Source organism: Gluconobacter frateurii, from assembly GCF_002723955.1.
Taxonomy (GTDB): domain Bacteria; phylum Pseudomonadota; class Alphaproteobacteria; order Acetobacterales; family Acetobacteraceae; genus Gluconobacter; species Gluconobacter frateurii.
This window is the reverse complement of sequence record NZ_BEWN01000005.1, coordinates 236,226-255,743: the sequence shown is the minus strand read 5'-3', so window position 1 is coordinate 255,743 and position 19,518 is coordinate 236,226. Positions and strand designations below refer to the sequence as shown.

The 19,518-nt window shown below is 56.8% G+C and carries 18 protein-coding genes and 1 tRNA gene; 12 read left to right on the top strand and 7 right to left on the bottom strand.

What is annotated here, in order from left to right:
* Positions 1 to 3: 3 nt before the first annotated feature.
* The 6 genes from dusB (at position 4) to hflX (ending at position 7,244) form a co-directional block, all read left to right on the top strand.
* Positions 4 to 1,095: a tRNA dihydrouridine synthase DusB gene (dusB, locus tag GFR01_RS14030; RefSeq protein ID WP_099182934.1), complete on the top strand. Its 1,092-nt coding sequence runs from the start codon at positions 4 to 6 to the stop codon at positions 1,093 to 1,095.
* 45 nt (positions 1,096 to 1,140) lie between these two features.
* A complete protein-coding gene (locus GFR01_RS14025) occupies positions 1,141 to 1,869 on the top strand; it encodes a sigma 54-interacting transcriptional regulator (protein ID WP_099182933.1) in 729 nt (242 codons plus the stop codon).
* A gap of 68 nt (positions 1,870 to 1,937) precedes the next feature.
* Positions 1,938 to 4,232: a sensor histidine kinase NtrY-like gene (locus tag GFR01_RS14020; protein WP_244902317.1), complete on the top strand. Its 2,295-nt coding sequence runs from the start codon at positions 1,938 to 1,940 to the stop codon at positions 4,230 to 4,232.
* A complete protein-coding gene (gene ntrX / locus GFR01_RS14015; protein ID WP_099182932.1) occupies positions 4,222 to 5,628 on the top strand; it encodes a nitrogen assimilation response regulator NtrX in 1,407 nt (468 codons plus the stop codon). Before GFR01_RS14020 ends, ntrX begins: the two co-directional genes overlap by 11 nt.
* A gap of 54 nt (positions 5,629 to 5,682) precedes the next feature.
* Positions 5,683 to 5,940 (top strand): RNA chaperone Hfq, encoded by a 258-nt coding sequence (hfq, locus tag GFR01_RS14010; protein ID WP_099182931.1) that lies wholly within the window; start codon positions 5,683 to 5,685, stop codon positions 5,938 to 5,940.
* Complete coding sequence (gene hflX / locus GFR01_RS14005) at positions 5,937 to 7,244, top strand: GTPase HflX (protein ID WP_063905202.1); 1,308 nt, start codon at positions 5,937 to 5,939, stop codon at positions 7,242 to 7,244. The genes hfq and hflX overlap by 4 nt, the downstream gene beginning before the upstream one ends.
* On the opposite strand, the gene GFR01_RS14000 is transcribed toward hflX, so the two are convergent.
* The 4 genes from GFR01_RS14000 to GFR01_RS13985 all read right to left on the bottom strand — a co-directional run bounded on the left by GFR01_RS14000 (position 7,217) and on the right by GFR01_RS13985 (position 11,179).
* Positions 7,217 to 8,383, bottom strand: a complete 1,167-nt coding sequence (locus GFR01_RS14000; protein WP_099182930.1) for an OpgC family protein — start codon at positions 8,381 to 8,383, stop codon at positions 7,217 to 7,219. The genes hflX and GFR01_RS14000 overlap by 28 nt on opposite strands.
* A 206-nt stretch (positions 8,384 to 8,589) precedes the next feature.
* Entirely contained in the window at positions 8,590 to 9,015 is a 426-nt protein-coding gene (locus GFR01_RS13995; protein WP_099182929.1) for a cupin domain-containing protein, read from the bottom strand.
* On the bottom strand, positions 9,012 to 9,641 hold the full coding sequence (locus tag GFR01_RS13990; RefSeq protein WP_099182928.1) for a cupin domain-containing protein: 630 nt from the start codon (positions 9,639 to 9,641) through the stop codon (positions 9,012 to 9,014). Before GFR01_RS13990 ends, GFR01_RS13995 begins: the two co-directional genes overlap by 4 nt.
* Before the next feature lie 83 nt (positions 9,642 to 9,724).
* On the bottom strand, positions 9,725 to 11,179 hold the full coding sequence (locus tag GFR01_RS13985; protein ID WP_099182927.1) for a SulP family inorganic anion transporter: 1,455 nt from the start codon (positions 11,177 to 11,179) through the stop codon (positions 9,725 to 9,727).
* A 188-nt stretch (positions 11,180 to 11,367) separates the two neighbouring features.
* On the opposite strand from GFR01_RS13985, the gene GFR01_RS13980 reads away from it, so the two are divergent.
* From GFR01_RS13980 to GFR01_RS13970, 3 genes are all read left to right on the top strand, one after another.
* Entirely contained in the window at positions 11,368 to 12,231 is an 864-nt protein-coding gene (locus GFR01_RS13980; protein ID WP_099182926.1) for an SDR family oxidoreductase, read from the top strand.
* 78 nt (positions 12,232 to 12,309) lie between these two features.
* A tRNA-His gene (locus GFR01_RS13975) sits at positions 12,310 to 12,385 on the top strand.
* A gap of 770 nt (positions 12,386 to 13,155) precedes the next feature.
* A complete protein-coding gene (locus GFR01_RS13970) occupies positions 13,156 to 13,407 on the top strand; it encodes a hypothetical protein (RefSeq protein WP_063905211.1) in 252 nt (83 codons plus the stop codon).
* 31 nt (positions 13,408 to 13,438) lie between these two features.
* On the opposite strand, the gene GFR01_RS13965 is transcribed toward GFR01_RS13970, so the two are convergent.
* From GFR01_RS13965 to GFR01_RS13955, 3 genes are all read right to left on the bottom strand, one after another.
* Complete coding sequence (locus GFR01_RS13965) at positions 13,439 to 14,371, bottom strand: DMT family transporter (RefSeq protein WP_099182925.1); 933 nt, start codon at positions 14,369 to 14,371, stop codon at positions 13,439 to 13,441.
* Positions 14,372 to 14,470: 99 nt separating this feature from the next.
* Positions 14,471 to 15,370 carry an NAD(P)H-binding protein gene (locus tag GFR01_RS13960; protein ID WP_099182924.1) on the bottom strand — a complete coding sequence of 300 codons (900 nt, stop codon included), beginning with the start codon at positions 15,368 to 15,370 and terminating at the stop codon, positions 14,471 to 14,473.
* On the bottom strand, positions 15,367 to 16,782 hold the full coding sequence (locus GFR01_RS13955; RefSeq protein WP_244902302.1) for a hypothetical protein: 1,416 nt from the start codon (positions 16,780 to 16,782) through the stop codon (positions 15,367 to 15,369). Before GFR01_RS13955 ends, GFR01_RS13960 begins: the two co-directional genes overlap by 4 nt.
* 327 nt (positions 16,783 to 17,109) lie before the next feature.
* On the opposite strand from GFR01_RS13955, the gene rplM reads away from it, so the two are divergent.
* From rplM to GFR01_RS13940, 3 genes are all read left to right on the top strand, one after another.
* Positions 17,110 to 17,583, top strand: coding sequence for a 50S ribosomal protein L13 (gene rplM / locus GFR01_RS13950; RefSeq protein ID WP_010502300.1), 474 nt, complete (start codon positions 17,110 to 17,112; stop codon positions 17,581 to 17,583).
* 9 nt (positions 17,584 to 17,592) lie between these two features.
* Entirely contained in the window at positions 17,593 to 18,084 is a 492-nt protein-coding gene (gene rpsI / locus GFR01_RS13945) for a 30S ribosomal protein S9 (protein WP_010502298.1), read from the top strand.
* A 192-nt stretch (positions 18,085 to 18,276) separates the two neighbouring features.
* Complete coding sequence (locus GFR01_RS13940; RefSeq protein ID WP_063905215.1) at positions 18,277 to 19,356, top strand: branched-chain amino acid aminotransferase; 1,080 nt, start codon at positions 18,277 to 18,279, stop codon at positions 19,354 to 19,356.
* Positions 19,357 to 19,518 lie beyond the last annotated feature (162 nt).

The window sequence follows — 19,518 nt, the reverse complement described above, 5'->3', positions numbered from 1 at the left end:
GTCATGACAGCTTCCTCCTCTTCTGCTCCTCCGAACCGCGTTCTCGCGCCGATTGATCTTGGCCAGGGTGTGGTGATCGAAGACCCGGTGATCCTCGCTCCGCTCTCGGGCGTGACGGATCTGCCGTTCCGCCAGCTTGCGCGCGAGTTAGGCGCCGGGCTTGTGGTGTCCGAAATGATCGCGTCCTGGGCGATGATCCGGGAGAACGAAAATACCATGCGGATGGCGCGTTCGGCCGATAATGGCCCGAATGCGGTTCAACTCGCGGGGTGTGATCCGGAGGCGATGGCACAGGCTGCGAAGATTGCGGTTGATGGCGGTGCAAACCTCATCGACATCAATTTCGGCTGCCCTGTGAAGAAGGTCGCGATCGGGCAGATGGCGGGTTCTGCCCTGATGCGGGACGAAGTGCAGGCCGGAAAGATTCTTGAGGCTACGGTAAGGGCTGTGAATGTTCCCGTGACGCTCAAGATGCGGATGGGTTGGGATCATAATTCCCTCAACGCGCCACGCCTTGCGAAAATCGCGGAAGAGAGTGGAATCCGGCTCGTGACGGTTCATGGCCGCACTCGTCAGATGTTCTATAACGGGACGGCAGACTGGCGTTTCGTGAAGACCGTGAAGGATGCTGTCGGTCTGCCCGTGATCGTGAATGGAGATATCAACACGATCCGTGATGCCCGTGAGGCGTTGCATCAGTCTGGCGCTGACGGGGTGATGATCGGGCGGGGATGCTATGGACGGCCATGGTTCACAGCGCAGGTGGCTCAGTCCTTGAAAACGGGGCAGGATGTTCCGGACCCGGATCTGGCGACCGAAAAATCCATTGCCCTGCGCCACTACCGCATGATGCTCGATCATTTCGGGGAACGTCCAGGCTTGCGCCTCGCACGCAAGCATGTGTCTTGGTATTCAGCAGGTTTGCCAGGGTCTGCCACGTTCCGGTCCGCTATCAACCGTGTGGATAATGCGCCGGAAGCGATTGGCATGATGGAAGAGTTTTACGACCGGCATATTGAAGCAGGAGTAGTCAGGGATCGTGAAAACGGACCTGCTGGGAGTATGCCGCGTGATGGATGCAGTGAGGCGGCTTGAGGGCATGAGGTGTCTTCTGTCTGACCGTTGCCTTCACCGTCAGGCATGATGATGCAGGTTGAGCCTCTGCTGGCGGATGATGCCTGTCGTCCCGTCTTTCTTTATGGCGCTTCGCGACTTGACCGGCAGGATGTGGCCCGCCGGCTGCATAACCATAGCCGTCGTGCGCAGAAGCCCTTCGTGGTGGCTGCACTGACCGCCACACCATGTGCTTTGCGAGAAGAAGCCCTGTTTGGCGCGCGTGAAGCAGGATGGTTTGCACAGGCACGCGGAGGTACCCTGCTTCTGGACGAGATCGATTGTCTGGGGCCGTCCTTGCAGGTTCGGTTTATTGAAGAAATAGAACGTCGGGAAGCGGATGTCAGGATTATTGCTGCCAGTCGCCACGATTTGACACTACTGCTCCGGCAGGGTGGTTTTCAGGCTGGATTACATCGCTGGCTGGCAGCCTTCGAGCCCTCCCAGAGACTGGGGCCAGAGCGCATCAGTGCTGTCTGCCGGCTTCCTGGAGCCGGGAATGATCGACCGCGGGGGCTGGCCAGAGCGCTTGAGCGCCCGCTGACAGAGTATTTCGAGACGGGTCTCGAAAATGATGCAGGCGATCTTCATGCCAGTGTGGTGGGGGAAGTCGAACGTCCGCTCATTACCATGGTGCTGCGTCGGACAAGTGGCAATCAGCTTCGGGCCGCCGCCATGCTTGGTCTGAACCGCAACACCTTGCGCAAGAAGATCAGGGAACTGGATATTACGGTTCCAAAGGGAAGTGACGAGTGAGTTCTTTGTCTCCGGGGCGTGTGCTGAGACGACTGACAAGCGCCAACGGGGTGGTTCTTCTGACCGTCATGGCACTGGTTCTGGCGTTTGCGACCTTTGTCGTTCTTGCAGGGGGAATGTCCCTGGCGCATCGCCCGCAGGTGCAGGCGATCATTTTCCTGCTCGACTTCATCATGCTTATGCTCATTACGGCAGCGGGCGTGGTGCAGATCGGGCGAATGCTGGCAGAGCGCCGGCTTGGGCTGGCTGGTGCAAGACTCCACGCGCGCCTCATCACGCTGTTCGGAATCGTGGCGGTCGCGCCGACGATCGTGGTGGGAGCCGTCGCTGCGCTGTTCTTTCATTATGGCGTGGAGATCTGGTTTTCCAACCGTGTGAGCAATGCCCTGTCAGAAGCCCGTTCTGTCGCGGCTGGCTATCTGCAGGAGCATAATGATAATATCCGGACGGAAGCTTTTGCCCTCGCAAACACACTCATCCTGATCCAGAACGATGAGCTGTTCACACATGGAACAGATCTCTTTCACAATCCTTCGCGTCTGCAGGAACTGTTGGATGATGAGGTTTATGAACGTGGGCTGACGGATGCGGAAGTCTTCGATCCGTTGACCAACAAGGTCCTGGGAGTTGGTGGCCTGCTGGGCAATACGGACATGAATGCCCGGCCTCCACTGCCACCGAAGTCTGTTGTCGAGATGGCGCGTGCCGGTGACGTGGCCATTTTGGACCGTCCCGATCAGAGGATTGTGCGGGCTGTTGTGTCACTGGGCGGTAACTCAGGCCTGATGTTGGTCATTACCCGGCCTGTTGACCCGGATGTTCTGGAACATATGCGTCGCACGAATGAGCTCGTGCAGGATTACCAGCGCATGATTTCCAATCGTGGCAAGACGCAGGTCACGGTTGTAGTGATCTTCGGTCTGATGGGACTGCTGGTTCTGGCGGTTGGCATGCTGACTGGTCTTGCGCTCGCAAACCGCATTGCCAATCCACTAGGTCTTCTCATTCTTGCTGCAACACGGATTTCGCAAGGTGATCTGGGTGTTCGCGTTCCTGTTCCCGCCAAGTCCAGCCGGGAGAAAGACGATGAGGTTGTGGGCTTATCGCGCGCCTTCAACCGGATGACAGATCAGCTCGAGAGCCAGCGTTCCGAACTGATGCAGGCCTATGATCAGATCAATGAGCGCCGCCGCTTCACCGAGACCGTTCTGGCAGGTGTATCAGCGGGTGTGATTGGTCTGGATCGCGGGCAGGTTATTGAGCTGCCCAACCGCGCGGCCTCCGTGGTGCTGCAACGCGACCTTCAGCCGGCGATCGGTACCAAGCTTTCAGTAAGTGTGCCGGAATTTTCCATCCTGCTCGACAAGGCCCGCCTTGCCCCTGACCGGATCCACACGGATGAAATTCAGGTGGATACGGACGGTGCACAACGGCCTGGCGGTCCGGGTGAGGGTGGCGGTGCGGGCGCCGGGCGTACGCTTTTAGTCCGCGTTGTGGCTGAACTGCGCGGGACGGACGTTGCAGGTTACGTCGTGACGTTCGATGACATCACCGCTCTTCAGTCTGCGCAGCGCAAGGCGGCCTGGGCTGATGTGGCCCGCCGTGTCGCGCATGAGATCAAGAACCCGCTGACGCCGATCCAGCTTGCAGCCGAACGCCTCAAGAGGCGCTTTCTGAAGGAAATCCAGAGCGATCCAGAGACCTACACCCAGCTTGTGGATACGATTGTTCGTCAGGTCGGAGACATTGGCCGGATGGTCGATGAATTTTCTGCGTTTGCGCGGATGCCGCAGCCCGTCATGCAGAATGAGGATTTTTCAAGGATCTGTCGTGAAGCTCTCGTTCTTCAGCGAAATGCCCATCCGGATATCGTATTCGAGACGGTTGATCTTCCGCCGTCAGGGCCAATCGTGCGCTGCGATCGGCGACTCATAGGGCAGGCACTGACAAACCTGCTACAGAATGCTGCGGACGCCATTATTATGACAGGCCGCGGAAAACCGGGAGAAAAGGCTTCTGACGGAACAGTGCAGCCAATCGGACACATTGTGGTGGGCTTGCACATTCGGGGCGGGCATGTCCTGCTAGGGATAGAAGATGATGGGATCGGCCTGCCGGCGGGGGAACGCCACCGGTTGACCGAGCCTTATGTGACACACAAGGCGAAGGGCACGGGCCTCGGTCTTGCGATTGTCAAAAAGATCATGGAGGACCATGCCGGGATGCTTCAACTCACCGATCGGGACCCCGATCCGTCCACCGGACGGCGCGGGACACTCGTCACGCTGTCTCTGCCTCTGGCGGAGCTGGACGGTGCGGGAGAGAAAGAAGGCCGGATCATGAGGGTGACAGATGGAACATGAGATTCTGATCGTCGATGACGAGCCGGACATCCGGTTCCTGATCGAAGGTATCCTGAACGACGAAGGATATGCGACCCGCACGGCCGCGAACTCCGATCAGGCCCTGGAGCTTTTCAGAGCCAACAGACCGTCCCTGGCTATTCTGGATATCTGGTTGCAGGGTTCCAGGCTGGATGGCCTTGAGCTGCTCAAGATCATGCAGGCCGAGGAGCCAGGAATGCCTGCGGTGATGATCTCGGGTCACGGCACGATTGAGACGGCTGTCGCCAGCCTTAAGCATGGTGCATACGACTTTATCGAGAAGCCTTTTCAGTCTGACAGGCTTCTGGTCGTGGTGCAGCGTGCCCTTGAGGCCGCTCGTTTGCAGCGTGAAAATGCAGAACTAAAGCTGCGGGCCGGTCCGGAGACGACCTTATCCGGTGAAGGCGCAGCCATTTCGGCAGTCCGTGGCCAGATTGAGCGTGTTGCACCGACCAACTCCCGTGTGCTGATTACCGGCCCTGCCGGCTCAGGCAAAGAAGTGGCCGCGCGCATGATCCACGCTCGATCCCGCCGTGCGGAAGGGCCGTTCATTGCGCTGAACTGCGCCACTCTGGCTCCGAATCGCTTCGAAGAGGAGCTGTTCGGCCTTGAGGGAAACGACGGGCAGCCGGCGCGCCGGGGCGTTCTGGAGCGTTCCCATCGGGGCACTTTGCTGCTTGATGAAGTGGCCGATATGCCTCTGGAGACGCAGGGCAAGATTGTTCGTGCTCTTCAGGACCAGACATTTGAACGGATTGGCGGGAATACGCGCATCAAGGTGGATGTGCGTGTCATCGCGACGACCAACCGTGATCTTCAGTCCGAGATCATGGCGCATCGGTTCCGTGAAGACCTGTACTATCGTCTGGCCGTCGTGCCACTGCGTATTCCGTCGTTGCGCGAGCGCCGGGAAGATATTCCGGGTCTGGCCAAGCACTTTCTTGAGCGTTGCGCCCAATCCTCCGGGTTGCCGATCCGTGAGCTGTCCGTGGATGCGCTGGCTGCTTTGCAGGCTTACGAATGGCCGGGGAATGTCCGCGAATTGCGGAACCTGATGGAACGTCTGCTGATTATGATGCCGGGCTCGGGCAGTGATCCCATCCGTGCGGATATGCTGCCGTCCAGCATCAGTCAGGGTGCGCCGTCCATGACCCGGCTGAACTCCGGAGCAGATGTCATGAGCCTCCCACTTCGCGAAGCTCGGGATCTGTTTGAGACCCAGTATCTTCAGGTCCAGTTGATGCGGTTTGGCGGCAATATCAGTCGCACGGCCAATTTTGTCTGCATGGAGCGCAGCGCGCTGCATCGCAAACTCAAGCAGCTGGGCGTGACGACACAGGAAGATCGCTCCACCACTCCGGCGGTTGGAAGTTGAGCGATCTGTGACCCTATTCCCTTTTCTTTTCAGGACCGGCGAGACAACAGCACAGTGACGTCAGAACCTTCCAATTCCCCCGCCGGAACGCAGACCGTGCAGGAGATTTTTCTCCAGCATCTTCGTCAGGCAGAAGCGCCGGTTACGGTGTTTCTGGTCAATGGCGTGAAGCTTCAGGGGGTTGTGTCCCAGTTTGATAGCCACACCCTGCTTCTGCGCCGTGATGGGCACGTTCAGCTCATTTACAAGCATGCCATCAGTACAATCATGCCGGTGGGAGCGCTCCCACGCTTTACGGAAAATGAACTTTGAGCGGATTTGATACCAAGAAGCCTGCCACCCGTGCTGCTGTTATTCTTCCATGGGAAAAGACAGGGCCACAGGAAGACATCCGGGCTGCCGATGCCCGACTGGAAGAGGCGGTTGGTCTTGCTGCCTCCATCGGACTTGTCATTGTCCGTCAGGCCGCAATCCTGCTGCGGGCCAGACGCCCTGCAACGCTCCTCGGAAGCGGCCAGGTGGAACAGCTTGCCGAGGCGGTGAAGCTCGATCAGGTTGATGTTGTCATCATTGATGCGCGCCTCTCTCCGGGCCAGCAGCGTAACCTTGAAAAGGCCCTCGGCTGCAAGGTTATGGATCGGACCGGCCTTATTCTCGATATTTTCGGTGCCCGTGCGGCGACGCGGGAAGGTGTGCTTCAGGTTGAACTGGCACATCTGGAATATCAGCGTTCACGTCTTGTCCGCCTGTGGACCCATCTTGAGCGGCAGCGCGGTGGTTTCGGCTTCCTTGGTGGTCCGGGTGAAACCCAGATGGAAGCGGATCGCCGGATGCTTGCCGAGCGGATTGGCAAGATCAAGAAAGAGCTGGAGCAGGTGCGTCGGACGCGTGGCCTGCATCGTGATGCCCGCAAGCGTGTTCCTTTCCCGATTGTGGCTCTGGTAGGTTATACGAATGCGGGTAAATCAACGCTGTTCAATGCCCTGACTGGCGCTTCGGTTCATGCTCAGGATCAGCTTTTTGCGACGCTTGATCCGACCATGCGTGCCCTTCGTCTGCCCTCAGGCCGGAATGTCATTCTGTCCGATACGGTGGGCTTCATCAGTGACCTGCCGACTGAGCTGATTGCTGCCTTCCGGGCGACGCTTGAAGAAGTATCCCAAGCGGACGTTATTCTGCATGTACGTGACATTGCTCATCCGGACAGCGTGGCACAGCGGGCAGACGTTCTGAATGTTCTCGACGGCATGGTGCGGGATGGCATGCTGGATGCCCAGTGGCCGGAGCGAACGATCGAGGTTCTGAACAAAGCCGATCTGATGGGTGGCGTTGAAGCCGTACCGAAGCGGGAAAATGCGGTTGCTATCTCGGCCATCACCGGCGATGGCATTCCGGATCTTTTCGAGACACTGGACCAGTATCTAACGCAGGCCATGCTGGATATTCGTGTCCAGCTTTCACTTCAGGATGGCGCGGCCCTTGCGTGGCTCTACCAGCATGGTGAAGTTGTGGAACGGTTGGACCATGAAAACGGAATGGATGTGTCTGTGCGTCTGTTTCCCATGGATCGGGAACGGTTCGAGATCAGTTATCCGGGACGTACGGTCGCCGTCTGAAGAGCTGCACTGGCTCGGGCCGCTTTCGCTCTCTGGCGGGAGCGGTCCAGCGGGACAGCCAGAACAAATGTCAGAATCAGCCCCAGAACATTGATGATGATCTGAAGTCCAAGGCCTGTGCCAAAACTGCCAAGGATCAGTCGCCCCAGCAGGTCGAGAACCGTCCCGAACGAGAACACTTCCAGCGAGTTTCGACCCAGAAGAGCCAGAACCTGTCCCAGTCGATCTGCGGAAAAGCGCCGCAACATGCTGGATGACTGAACAAGATAAAAGATCGACATGATGTCAAACAACCGCCAGACGGCGAGGGTTGATTTGCCATTGTTCGGGGGCGCGGGGAACAGTTTCAGGCCGCCAAGATGCCAGTATTCGTATGGAAAACACAGGATGAATGCGCCGATCAGGTAGCCGCCGCAAAGCATTCTGGCCCAGGTTCGTGCGGGAAGGTCGCCATGATGGCGTGAGGCCCAGACTGCACCCAAAATGCCCAGAATATAGAGAAACTGCCAGCCAAACGGATTGAGATACCAACCATTCGGATCCAGCCAGTTTGGAATGGTAATGCGCGGATCAATATTCGCGACGGCCCAGATCGCTGCACTGACCCCCAGCAGAAGCCAGACGCTCTTCTTGAGAACGGCATAAATTAGCGGAAACAGCGCCAAAAGAACGATGTAGAGCGGCAAAATATTCAGATAGCTGGGCAGCGCATCAAATGTCAGGATGCGCCAGAGCCATCCATAGCCGTGAGCCAGTTGCGGCTCGAGAATATATTCCGGTACGGGCTCGTAGTGGCGCCAGTGTCGGACCGTCCAGACAAAGACAAGCGTCATGGCTGTTTGATAGATATATAGCTTGGCGCAGCGGGAGAGAATGCGTCTAACGCCGCTGCTCCAGCCTTCCCGATCAATAAGCCGGCCATAGGCCAGATAAGACGCATATCCAGCGAGCAGCACGAAAATTTCGGCAGCGTCAGCGAAGCCAAAATTCCGGATCGTAATGCGGTTGATGAGGTTATCCGGCACATGATCTGCCAGCATCATCAGCAATGCAGCTCCCCGTAACGCATCTACGCGATGATCGCGGGTATGCTTGCGCGGTAAAGGCTGCGCTTCGGATGAAGGGGCGGGTAGCTGCATAAGGCTTTAATACAGTTTCCGTTCATCCGGAGTATGGAGGCTCGATTACCGTAACATTAAAGATTGTATGGAAAACTGGGCACGGGGTGACGGCTCAATCGTCTCACCTGTTTTATCGCCCGGTCAGCTAAGGGTTTTTAATACTGAGGCACAATCAGAGCCATGAAATTTTCTGAAGGAAATTGATTATTTTGCCACGGTGAAAATTAATGGCTTTGGGTTTGGATATAGTCATTTGCCGTAAATGGGGGTGCTGAAATAGCGTAAAAACTGAGAGTTGAATCAGCGGCAGCGGCAATATGGTGTTTGAGGCGGGGGCTGATGCGGACGATATCGCCGGCCTGAACGGAAGACGTGTCCGAGCCCAGCCAGACAGTGCCCTTACCAGCATGGATGAGATAGATCTCTTCAGATGTCCTGTTATAGCTTTCAGGGTAGGCTGTTCCGGGTGCCAGAGTGAACAGGGCAATGCTCTGGTGGGTAGAAAGCAGGACGGAGCCGATACCTACGAACTCCTGCAGTGTGCTTCCCGGGGCAGGGTAAATGGCAGGAACATGTGCGGGGTGTACAACCTGAGCCGCAGCGAGGCTGGGTGCAAACAGGAGCGCTAGAATGCCGGGCCTGATGTTCATCGAGGTTGGTCCTTCGTACGGGTCAGGGCAGTAATCTGTTTGCGGAATGCGGGGTAACGCTGACTGAGGGCCTTGCGTTCGCCAGGATGAAAATCTTCCGGAATAAATCCGGGAGCCATTGTTGTTCCCACAAACGACCAGCCGCCCGGCCCAACCGGAGCTGAACCCTGCCAGACATTTTCGGGCACGACATAGGCGGGATGGTCACGATCCAGCACGATTTCTTCTGCAATGCCGTCCGGATGAAGCAGAAGGAGATGAACGGGATCTCCTGAATAGAAGTGCCAGACTTCTGCTGTCTTGAGTTTGTGAAGAGCGGAGAAATCTCGCCGCGTCTCGACGAACAGGATGGCCGTCGAGAGGGGATGTGTAATTCCATCATAGCGCTCAGGAAGAGCTGACCCCGGAATGGTTTCGGCCGTCCGCTGCAACTGTGCAAACCATCCACCCTCTACGGGTACGCGCTGCATTTTATAGCGTTTGATAAGGGCCTGAGCGGCAGCGGGCAGGGGGGCGGCAGCATCAGTCGGAGAAACCGATGCACTCGGGCGTGCTGTTGCGGAAGGAAGCAGTCCTGCGACAAGCAGACAGCCGGGCAGAAGGCAGGCACTCAGAAAGCGTAGCATCCGGAAGTGATTTCCTCTGACGGTCGCGGGGTTAATATTTTACCCCGCTTCCGCTTTAGATGCGATGGGTCCTGTCAGCAGGATTACATTGCGAGCAGGGCGTTGTCTGACTGGGAGGCAATGATGCTGTGCTGGTCCTGCTTCAAGCCAATAACTTCCACAGTTCGACCATGGCCTCGCAGCTTCTCCAACGTCTTTTCGAGAACCTGCACGGACGTGACATCCCAGAAACGGGCATGTGTCAGATCGAGGATAACAGTCTCCGCATCCGTCAGATAATCAATTGCATCGTACAGGCCATCTGCTGATGCGAAGAAAACCTGGCCCGTAACCGTATAGGTTTCGGCGGATCCTTCACGATGACTGCTGACCGTCAGAAGTCCTGCGGCTCTCCAGGCGAAGAACACGCCTGACAGCAGAACACCAGCCAGAACGCCAGCCGCGAGGTCATGAGTCAGGACGACAACAATGACTGTCACCAGCATGATCAGGGTCGAGAGTTTCGGCTGACGAACCATGTCACGCAGGCTGTTCCACGAGAACGTGCTGATGGACACCATGATCATGATGGCAACAAGGGCTGCCATGGGCACCTGACCGACCCAGCGATGCAGCAGAACCATCAGGGCCAGCAGGAACGCGCCGGCAGTGAAGGTCGAAAGACGCCCGCGACCACCATAGCGCAGATTGCCAACCGTCTGGCCAATCATGCCGCAGCCTGCGATGCCGCCAAAAGCACCAACGAGAATATTGGAAATGCCGAGACCCGTGCATTCCATACGCTGGTTGCCATGCGTATCTGTCAGATCATCGACGACAGAAGCGGTCATCATGGACTCAAGCAACCCGACCGCTGCCATGGCGACGGCATACGGAAGAACGACTGAAAGCGTCGCCCAGTCGAAGCTGACATGAGGGAATGTCAGGTGAGGGAGGCCGGTTGGCAATTCCCCGAGATCCGACACGGTGTGAACAGGCATCGGATGTATCATCGTGATGGCCGTCAGCAGGACGATACAGATCAGGGGGGAGGGAATGGCATCCGAGATTTTCGGGAGCAGATAAATAACAACCAGGCCCAGAGCGATCAGGGCGTATGTTTCCCAGCCCACTCCAAGCATCTGCGGCACCTGAGCAGAGAAAATCATGATGGCCAGCGCGTTGACGAACCCGGTCCGCACTTCTGCCGAGACGAAGCGCATGACGGCCTGTAGCCGTAGCAGGCCAAAGACAATTTGCAGGGCGCCGGCGATCAGGGTTGCGAGGATCATGGCCTGAAGGCCGTGGGCATGCACCAGAGGGGCCGCGACCAGAGCGACCGAACCCGCGGCTCCCGAAATCATGCCCGGTCTGCCCCCGAAGATCGCGATCGACACTGAAATCACGAAAGAGGCGAACAGGGAAACAGCCGGAGAAACCCCGGCAATATAGGAAAAGGCAATAACTTCTGGAATGAGGGCAAACGTGCCGACCATGCCGGCCAGAACCTCACGCAGCGGGTTCTGGCCCCACTGGTGGCGGTAGAGAGCGGGTGTCATGTCAGTCCTTCAAGGGTGCAGGGTCAAAAGGGTTGCGACGTATTCGGGCCCGGCGCGGCAATGAGACATGCAGTGTAACGCGACTTGCTTTCTGAATGAAGCGTTTCTGCCAAAAGATGCCAGAAGAGGATTGAACACTCCGAGCGGTCAGGACGTTGGCGTCTTACTGATCATATATGGAGTGTTCCATGAGTAACTATCCCAAACCCCCGTTCGACACCCCTTTGCAGGACCGCATTCCCGGGCAAACGTCCCAGATGACGCCCAAGCCGGACCATGGAGAACAGAGCTACGTTGGTAGTGGAAAGCTGCGCGGGAAAGTGGCGATTATTACAGGTGGTGACTCCGGTATTGGTCGTGCTGTAGCGATTGCGTTTGCGCGTGAAGGTGCGGACGTTGCGCTGTCATTTCTGCCAGAGGAAACGGACGACGCCCGCGAAACGGCATCCTGGGTTGAGAGGGCTGGCCGTAAGGCTCTTCTTCTACCCGGTGACATCAAGGAACGGTTCGTCTGCAAGGAAATCGTCGATAAAACCGTTGCGGAGTTCGGAAAGGTCAATGTTCTGGTGAATAACGCAGCGTTTCAGATCGAGCGAAACTCTTTGGAGGAGGTTAGCGAAGATGAATGGGATCTGACGTTCGATACCAACTCAGGTGCCGTTTTTCGGCTGTCTCGCCTTGTTGTGCCGCATATGCCTGAAGGTGGAGCTCTAATCCACACTGTCTCGGTTAATGCTGATCGGCCAAAGCCGAAACTTCTTGCCTATTCGGCGACGAAAAGTGCCATTCTGAATTTCAGTGGCGGTCTGGCAGAATTGCTGGCCGAAAAGGGCATCAGGTCCAACACGGTTGCACCGGGCCCGATCTGGACGCCCCTGATCCCGGCAACAATGGACGGTGAGCATGTCCGGAATTTTGGTGCGGATGGCCCGATGAAGCGTCCCGGTCAGCCCGCGGAACTTGCAGCGGCCTATGTTTTTCTGGCAAGCAATGAGGCAAGTTATGTCTCAGGCGCGAATATTGCTGTCACGGGTGGTGTACCCGTCATCTGAACTGAAAAATTTGTAGAAAAGTTCCAGAAAGGGCTGGACGCCTGCTTCGGCTTTCTCTAAAGAACGCATCGCTGTGTGGCGGATGTAGCTCAGTCGGTAGAGCGCCGGTTTGTGGTACCGGTTGTCGCGGGTTCGATCCCCGTCATTCGCCCCAGCAATCTTCTCCAGAATAAAATCAATGAGTTAGCTCTCGGGAACTCTTCTGGGTTCTAACGCTGCGTCATGGGTCGAGCGTCATGCCTTTTGGATCATTCCAAGGGCTTCTGACCATGCGCCATTTGACCCTTCGTGGACGCACATATTGCGTTTGCTTCATCATTCCCAAAGACCGTTGGTTTGATGTTGGTAGGCCCACAGGATCCACGACAGGACGCCGCAGAGACATCGTGCGGACACCTGAGGTGTTGAAACGCGGCCATTTCAGCAATTTGCAATCTACTAAGGTCCTTCAGGGCGCTGATATGGAGCTGCTGGTCTCGGGGTGGATACTGAATGGTCCACTGATGCTTCTATTGATCGGCAACCTTTAGCGACCTCTATTGTGCAATCTCTCATTCTCACTCTGTCATCACGACAAAGGTACATGAACTGTAAGCTTCAGAACGGTGGGAGAAACAAGAAGAGCCTGAGTGCTTGGGTACTCTGCTAATCCGGTAGACATTGAGAGTGAGATGGACAGGTTACGAACGAGCTTTTGGATCGGCACAGACTATCTTCGAGGTATCTTGAAGTATTCTTTTTGAGGTGGTGGCGTATGGATATCATTGCGAAGTCTCGACGAAAATCTTTTATCAAAGCCCTATTGGTGACCTGTTCCTGAATGATGCCTGGTTACAGAATCTCTGGCAGGACGGATTTGTTTTGACCAGCTTCGTTTCGGTATCGCAATTTTCTATGCAGGAGTTTTGAAGAGGGAACCCTGTCATGGAAAGACCGTGGTTCGCAGCAAAGCGATATGGCTATGGTGCCGGGCGGCCTATTACCTGGGAAGGACGTGTCACAGTCATGGCGTCCATCGGAATTATCAGTCTGACGAATTTGTTCATGATGGGGGCCAAGAGCGTTCCGATTATGGTTCTATCCGTCTTTGTGGATCTGGCGACTGTCATCGGATTGCTCTGGATATGTTCCGTGAAAACTGAGGGAGGATGGAAATGGCGCTGGAGTGATGAGTAGTCGCCTTATTTCCTGTTACTGCTCATGGTTTTTATGGTTTCGCCGGTTGTTGCTCGAGGGTGTGATGGCGGTGCCAATGCTCTTCCAGAGCCATCCGTTCGTATCTGAGTTTCTGTCGGATCCAGTGCAGCATTCCTGAGAGTGTGACGACAACGATCCCAACAAACGTCCAAGTATCTAGCGGTTGATGGAAAAGCAGGTAGCTGAACGCTACGGCCCAGAGCATCTGGCTGTATTGAGGTAGGGCAACGCGATTGGCGGGAGCGAGGGCCGTCGCCATCATCATGAAAAGCTGCCCGAGAGCTGCCAGAAAACCGTATCCAAACAGAAGGGCCCAGGTCGCAGCACCATGTGGCCAACTGGCGTGCATCAGCATCAGAAGCCCGTCGCCGGTCAGGGGACCAAACAGGCTTGATCCGAATAAAGACAGTCGGGCGCTATTGTTGCCTGCCAGTCGATAAGCAATGACGCTGGTGGCGTTTGCCGCCGCCGCAATAACGGCGCACAAGTGCCCGAAATGAAATGCCCGGGCACCGGGGCGCAGGACAATCAAAACCCCCAGAAATCCGACGACTACGGAAAGCCACGTCCAGCCCGAGACCTTTTCTTTGAGAAGCCCGACAGAAATCAGGGTGACGAAGAATGGCATCAGAAACATGAGCGCCAAAGCTTCTGGCATGGGCAGAAGCATGAAAGCCATGACGCTGGCGGCCGTCGAAACAAAGGTGGAAACAGCGCGCAACAGCCACATGGAGGGGCGGTCAGTTGCAAAAATATCCGAGTAGGGTTCGTGGGACCGTCGGATGAAGGGCAGGATCAAAAACCCCAGTACGCCCCCCGAAAAAGCCACTTCAAAAGGATCGAGCTGGCCTGCCAGACCTTTGGAGCAGGCATCGCTGATTGAGAAGAGCGCAAAGCCGACAAAGGACAGAAACATGCCCGATGACAGAAACGTCGTTTTCATTTGAGGTGTCCCCCTTTTCGGGCATGGCCCGTATGGGGACTATGAAAACCTCATGGATCGAGCCGTCAATGTTTCAGAAGATGAAAATCTTTGTTCTGCTCAGGTCGGGTTTGAAGGGCGGGCAGACAAAAGCTGCTGCAATCCGGCTTCAAGTGGAATGGGATTGATCCCCAGTCGAGTACGCATGGGAGTGATGTCGAAATTCTTGTCTTCCAGCAGTCGTCGTACTTCTGCGGGTGCCACTTTGGGCAATTTCGGGAGGCGTCGCATCACGTGCGATGCTGCCATCAGAAGCCATCCGGGAAGGGAGATGACTGGACGCCCTCCAAGACCGGAAAAGTATAGGATCATCCGCACGAACGTCCTGTAAGGCACTGCGGTCGGTCCTGCGATGACGAGGCTTTCCGGGCCGCTGACTTTGCCTGCAAGAAGTAGATTGATCGCAGCAATAACGCAGCGTGTAACATCCTGCTGATTGATGGGCTGAACGAGAGAGCGACCTCCACCCGGCAGGGGAATGATCGGCAGGCGTTCCAGAAGAAGGGCAAGACGCTGCACATTGTCTTCACCCTGCGCGCCATAAATCATGGTCGGGTGCAGCAGGATGGAAGGGCGTCCATCGGCTTGCAATGCGGCCTCCCCAGCCAGGACGCCTCGACCATGGTCATCAAGCCAGCGTGTGAACTTGCGGGTACTGCCCAAAGCCACAATGGGCGCATGGGTTGCAGCAAGAATGGCGGGCAGATGCCGTGCATGTGCCGTGTTGACTACAACGGCTGCATTTTCAAGGGCGATCGGCAGGGCAATGGGATCAGTCAGGTCTGCCTGACGGACAGCAGCGCAGGCCTCAGCCAGGTCAGGTGCGAGCTTGCCTGGGCTGCGAACGATCGCAATGACCCGTTGTCCGTTCTTAATCAGTGCGCGGCAGAGAGCAGCGCCTGAGCGGCCACTGGCTCCAATGACGCAAATATTGGCTGTTTCGCTAGCGGACTGTGTCATTGTGCGCTGACTGTCAGGCTATCGGGGGCAAGCAGAGACAGGACGCCCACAGGTGTCGATGCCAATGTGGAAAGTGTGGAGAGAGGCATGGGAGGCTTCGGCGCAAAAACGATGGAGAGCGTCCGGTTGTTGGGATTGGCGACGTAGTCGGGCAGGACGGCAAGAGACGGATACGGCGACAAAGCCATTTCCATACCCTGCGCCAGCGTAGTGCGGGCCTGATCCTCTTCGGTGGAATTCAGTGGATGGCCAGCATTTACAGCGGGAAGAAGCTGAACGAGGCGATCGCCGTGGAGTGTCAGAGATGTTTGAACCAGTCGGACTGTGTCTTGAAGGTTCTGAGACGATTTGGCTTTGAGTTGCTGATCGGACGGCCCCGTCAGGTCCATGGTGAAATGAAAGTCCGTCAGGTCAGGGACTGCCAGAAGGCCCTGCGCATGGATCGCGCCAGTCTCGGCTACACGCTCCTGAGTGTAGGTCAGGGTGGAGTGCTGTCCATCAATATGGAGAGGTGTTTTTGTCTGCGGGGCATGGAAATGAAATCCTTGGCCCTCGAAAGTGCTGCTGTCCGTACCATTCTTTCGCGTCCCTTTGCCTGTCAGGGTATCGAGGGTGAAAGAGCGGTCGGAAGAGATAATTTGGGCATTGGAGAGTTGCAGACTCTCAATTGGCGGCACGGCGTAGGATAGCGCGGTATTGCCGGTTTGCTGAGTAGCGACCCAGGCAGAAAGTTCAGGCTGTGTAAGTTTGAAGTTCCGCAGTGCCATCTGCATTGACACCATGTGCGAGGTGCGATCTGCCTGCAGGCCCGTGCGGGACACAATCGCCATGACATTCTGAATTGTGGCGGTTGTCGTTCGACCAGGGCCGTAGCCGTCAATCTGAAGACTATCGATTGTCAGACTGTTGAAATGAGTCCCGTTGGGCTGAACAACCTGTGACAGGTTCTGGACGGATAGATGATCGATGGTGCCGCGGTCCAGATTGACGTGACCGAAATCCAGCGCCTCAATTCCGCTTTTGCCAGCCGTAGGTGGGGGTGTGACAAGATGTGTCATGTGTGCACTGTGAGCGCGAATGATGCTGTTGGGGGTCTGAAAGGTCGGATCTTCCATATCCAGATGTGACAGGGTCAGACCACCATCCGGAGTCGGGATGGGATGACCCAAGCGCAGGGTATGGGCGCGGAATGTCAGGTTCCCATTCTGTAGAACCACGTCTGTCAGGAGCGCTCCGCGGGCCAGGATAGCGGGGCGGGCAGAGGCATAGGTGAGGGTTGCACCAGCGGGAAGGGCGGCGCGGAACCGCGAAATTCCGCGATCGAGCGCGACGGTGGCGGCATGGTTGATACCAATGGCGCTCATTCCTGCGATGACCGCGAGCAGGCTCGCTGTGAGCCAAGGGCGTTTCACGTTGTTTTTCCCGTTTTTCGTCAGCACTGGAGACAGGACGTCACGGTCCCGAAAAGTGGCGGCACGATACCACTCCGTGCGTCTGGGGCAAATCCGGAGGTATGAAAAACGCGGTATTATAATACCACATTAAGAAAAATGGCGGTAAACCGCGCCGAATCATCTATCACGATTCAAAAAGATCACTTGACGGAAAGGCTCAGGACCGCAATAAGGCCGCACCTGATCCGCTTTCAGGGGCAATGGTCTTCCTTCGGGACAAGCCATCGCTGCTGAGAGCGCCATCCACGGCGCGGTACTGCCGCGCCCCAAGCTGGAATGTCACTGATGAAGACCACACGTTCGCTGAAGCCGGCGGAGGTGACGAAGAACTGGGTGCTGATCGACGCCGAAGGGCTCGTTCTCGGCCGTCTCGCCACCATCATCGCTACCCGTCTCCGCGGCAAGCACAAGCCACAGTTCACCCCGCACGTCGACTGCGGTGACAACATTGTTGTCATCAACGCAGAAAAGGTTGTGCTGACGGGTAACAAGGTTGGCCAGAAGCTGTTCCACTACCACACGGGTCATCCGGGTGGCATCAAGGAGCGCACCATCACGCAGCGTCTCACGGGCAAGAACCCGGGCCACGTTGTCGAGAAGGCTGTCGAGCGCATGATCACACGTGGTCCGCTGCAGCGCGCTCAGATGAAGCATCTTTATGTTTACGCTGGTTCCGAGCACCCGCATGACGGCCAGAAGCCTGTCAAGCTGGACGTGGCTGCCCTGAACCGCAAGAACACCATCTCACACGAGTCGTAAGGCCTGACCATGTCCGAGACCCAAGAGCGCACCGGCACGCTGCAGGACCTTGCGAGCGTTGCTCCTGCAGTTGCCACCAATGCCGCCCCGGTTCACGAAGTAAAGCGTGACGCACAGGGCCGTTCCTACGCAACCGGTCGTCGTAAGGACGCCGTGGCCCGCGTATGGATCAAGCCTGGCAAGGGTGACATCATCGTCAACGGCCGTCCGGTCACGACGTATTTCGCCCGCCCGGTTCTGCGTATGCTCCTGACGCAGCCGTTCCTGATTGCTGATCGTTACAACCAGTTCGACGTGTACTGCACGGTTGCTGGTGGCGGTCTGTCCGGTCAGGCTGGTGCAGTTCGTCACGGTATCTCCCGTGCACTGACGCATTACGAGCCGAGCCTGCGTGGCATCCTGAAGGCTGCTGGCTTCCTGACGCGTGACAGCCGTATTGTTGAGCGTAAGAAGTACGGCCGTGCGAAGGCACGTCGTTCCTTCCAGTTCTCGAAGCGCTGATTTTTTCAGCTTTTCGAAGCTTTGGAGAAGCCCTGGCCACTCTGTGGCCAGGGTTTTTTCATATCTGATCCTTAAACTTTAATGTCTGTTATCGGTGTGATTTGGAAATAATATTTCCCTATCGCCTCTCCGGAACTCCTGTGGCAGAGTGCCCCGCACGTTTATCAGAGCAGTTTGCGGAAGTTCTTTTCCATGACGACATTTACCATTGAGAAAACCGACACTCCGACTGATCCCGCACGTCGTGCGGAGCTTTTGGCTAGTCCTGCTTTCGGGCGTGTCTTCACCGATCATATGGCGATCATTCGCTACACCGAAGAAAAAGGCTGGCATGATGCCAAGGTGACGGCTCGTCGCCCTCTCAGTATCGATCCAGCTTCCACGGTGCTGCATTATGGTCAGGAAATCTTCGAGGGCATGAAAGCCTATCGGGAAGCGGATGGCCACGTGGCGACGTTCCGCCCGCAGGCCAATGCATCGCGTTTTGCAGCGTCAGCAAAGCGAATGGGAATGGCTCCCCTGCCGGAAGACCTGTTTATTCAGGCGGTGGACGAACTGGTTCGTGTCGATCGGGACTGGGTACCATCGGGCGAGGGGCAGAGCCTCTACCTGCGCCCGTTCATGATTTCCAATGAAGTCTTCCTCGGTGTGAAGCCGGCGACGGAATATCTGTTCATCGTGATTGCGTGTCCGGTCGGTGCGTATTTCAGTTCCGGCTGCGTGTCCGTCTGGGTGTCTGAATTCTACACGCGCGCTGCGATCGGCGGGACGGGCGAAGCCAAGTGTGGCGGTAACTATGCCGGCAGTCTGGTGGCTCAGGCCGAAGCCAAGGAAAAGGGCTGCGACCAGGTTCTGTTCCTGGACGCACGTGAGCGTCGCTTCGTCGAGGAAATGGGCGGCATGAACGTTATGTTCGTCCGGAATGACGGCAAGATCGTTACGCCTCCACTTGGTGGCACCATTCTTCGTGGCATTACGCGCGACAGTCTGGTCAAGCTGGCTGCGGATCACGGTATCGAAGTGCTTCAGGAACCAGTGGAGATCGATGAACTGTTCGCGGGTGCGGCGTCCGGAAAGTACACGGAAGCGTTTGCCTGTGGTACGGCGGCCGTGCTTTCGCCGATCGGCAAGCTGATCCGACCTTCCGGGGAAGCCGTTTTCGGCGATGGCAAGACGCCAGGGCCGGTGGCGACGAAGCTCAAGACCCTTCTGACGGATATTCAGGGGGGGCGTACAAACGATGTGCACGGCTGGGTCCATCGCATCGTTTGAGGCTTGAAAGCGCCCCGTATTCTTCGGTTAACGGGGCTTAGCGGAATGTGCGTGACAGGTTGTATCACGGAACGTGATAGAGTTTGTCACGCGCATCTCGCTTTGTATTTTTCAACTGATCCGGCTTGCCTTTCCCAGGCTTGAACTGGCACTTCTGCCGGT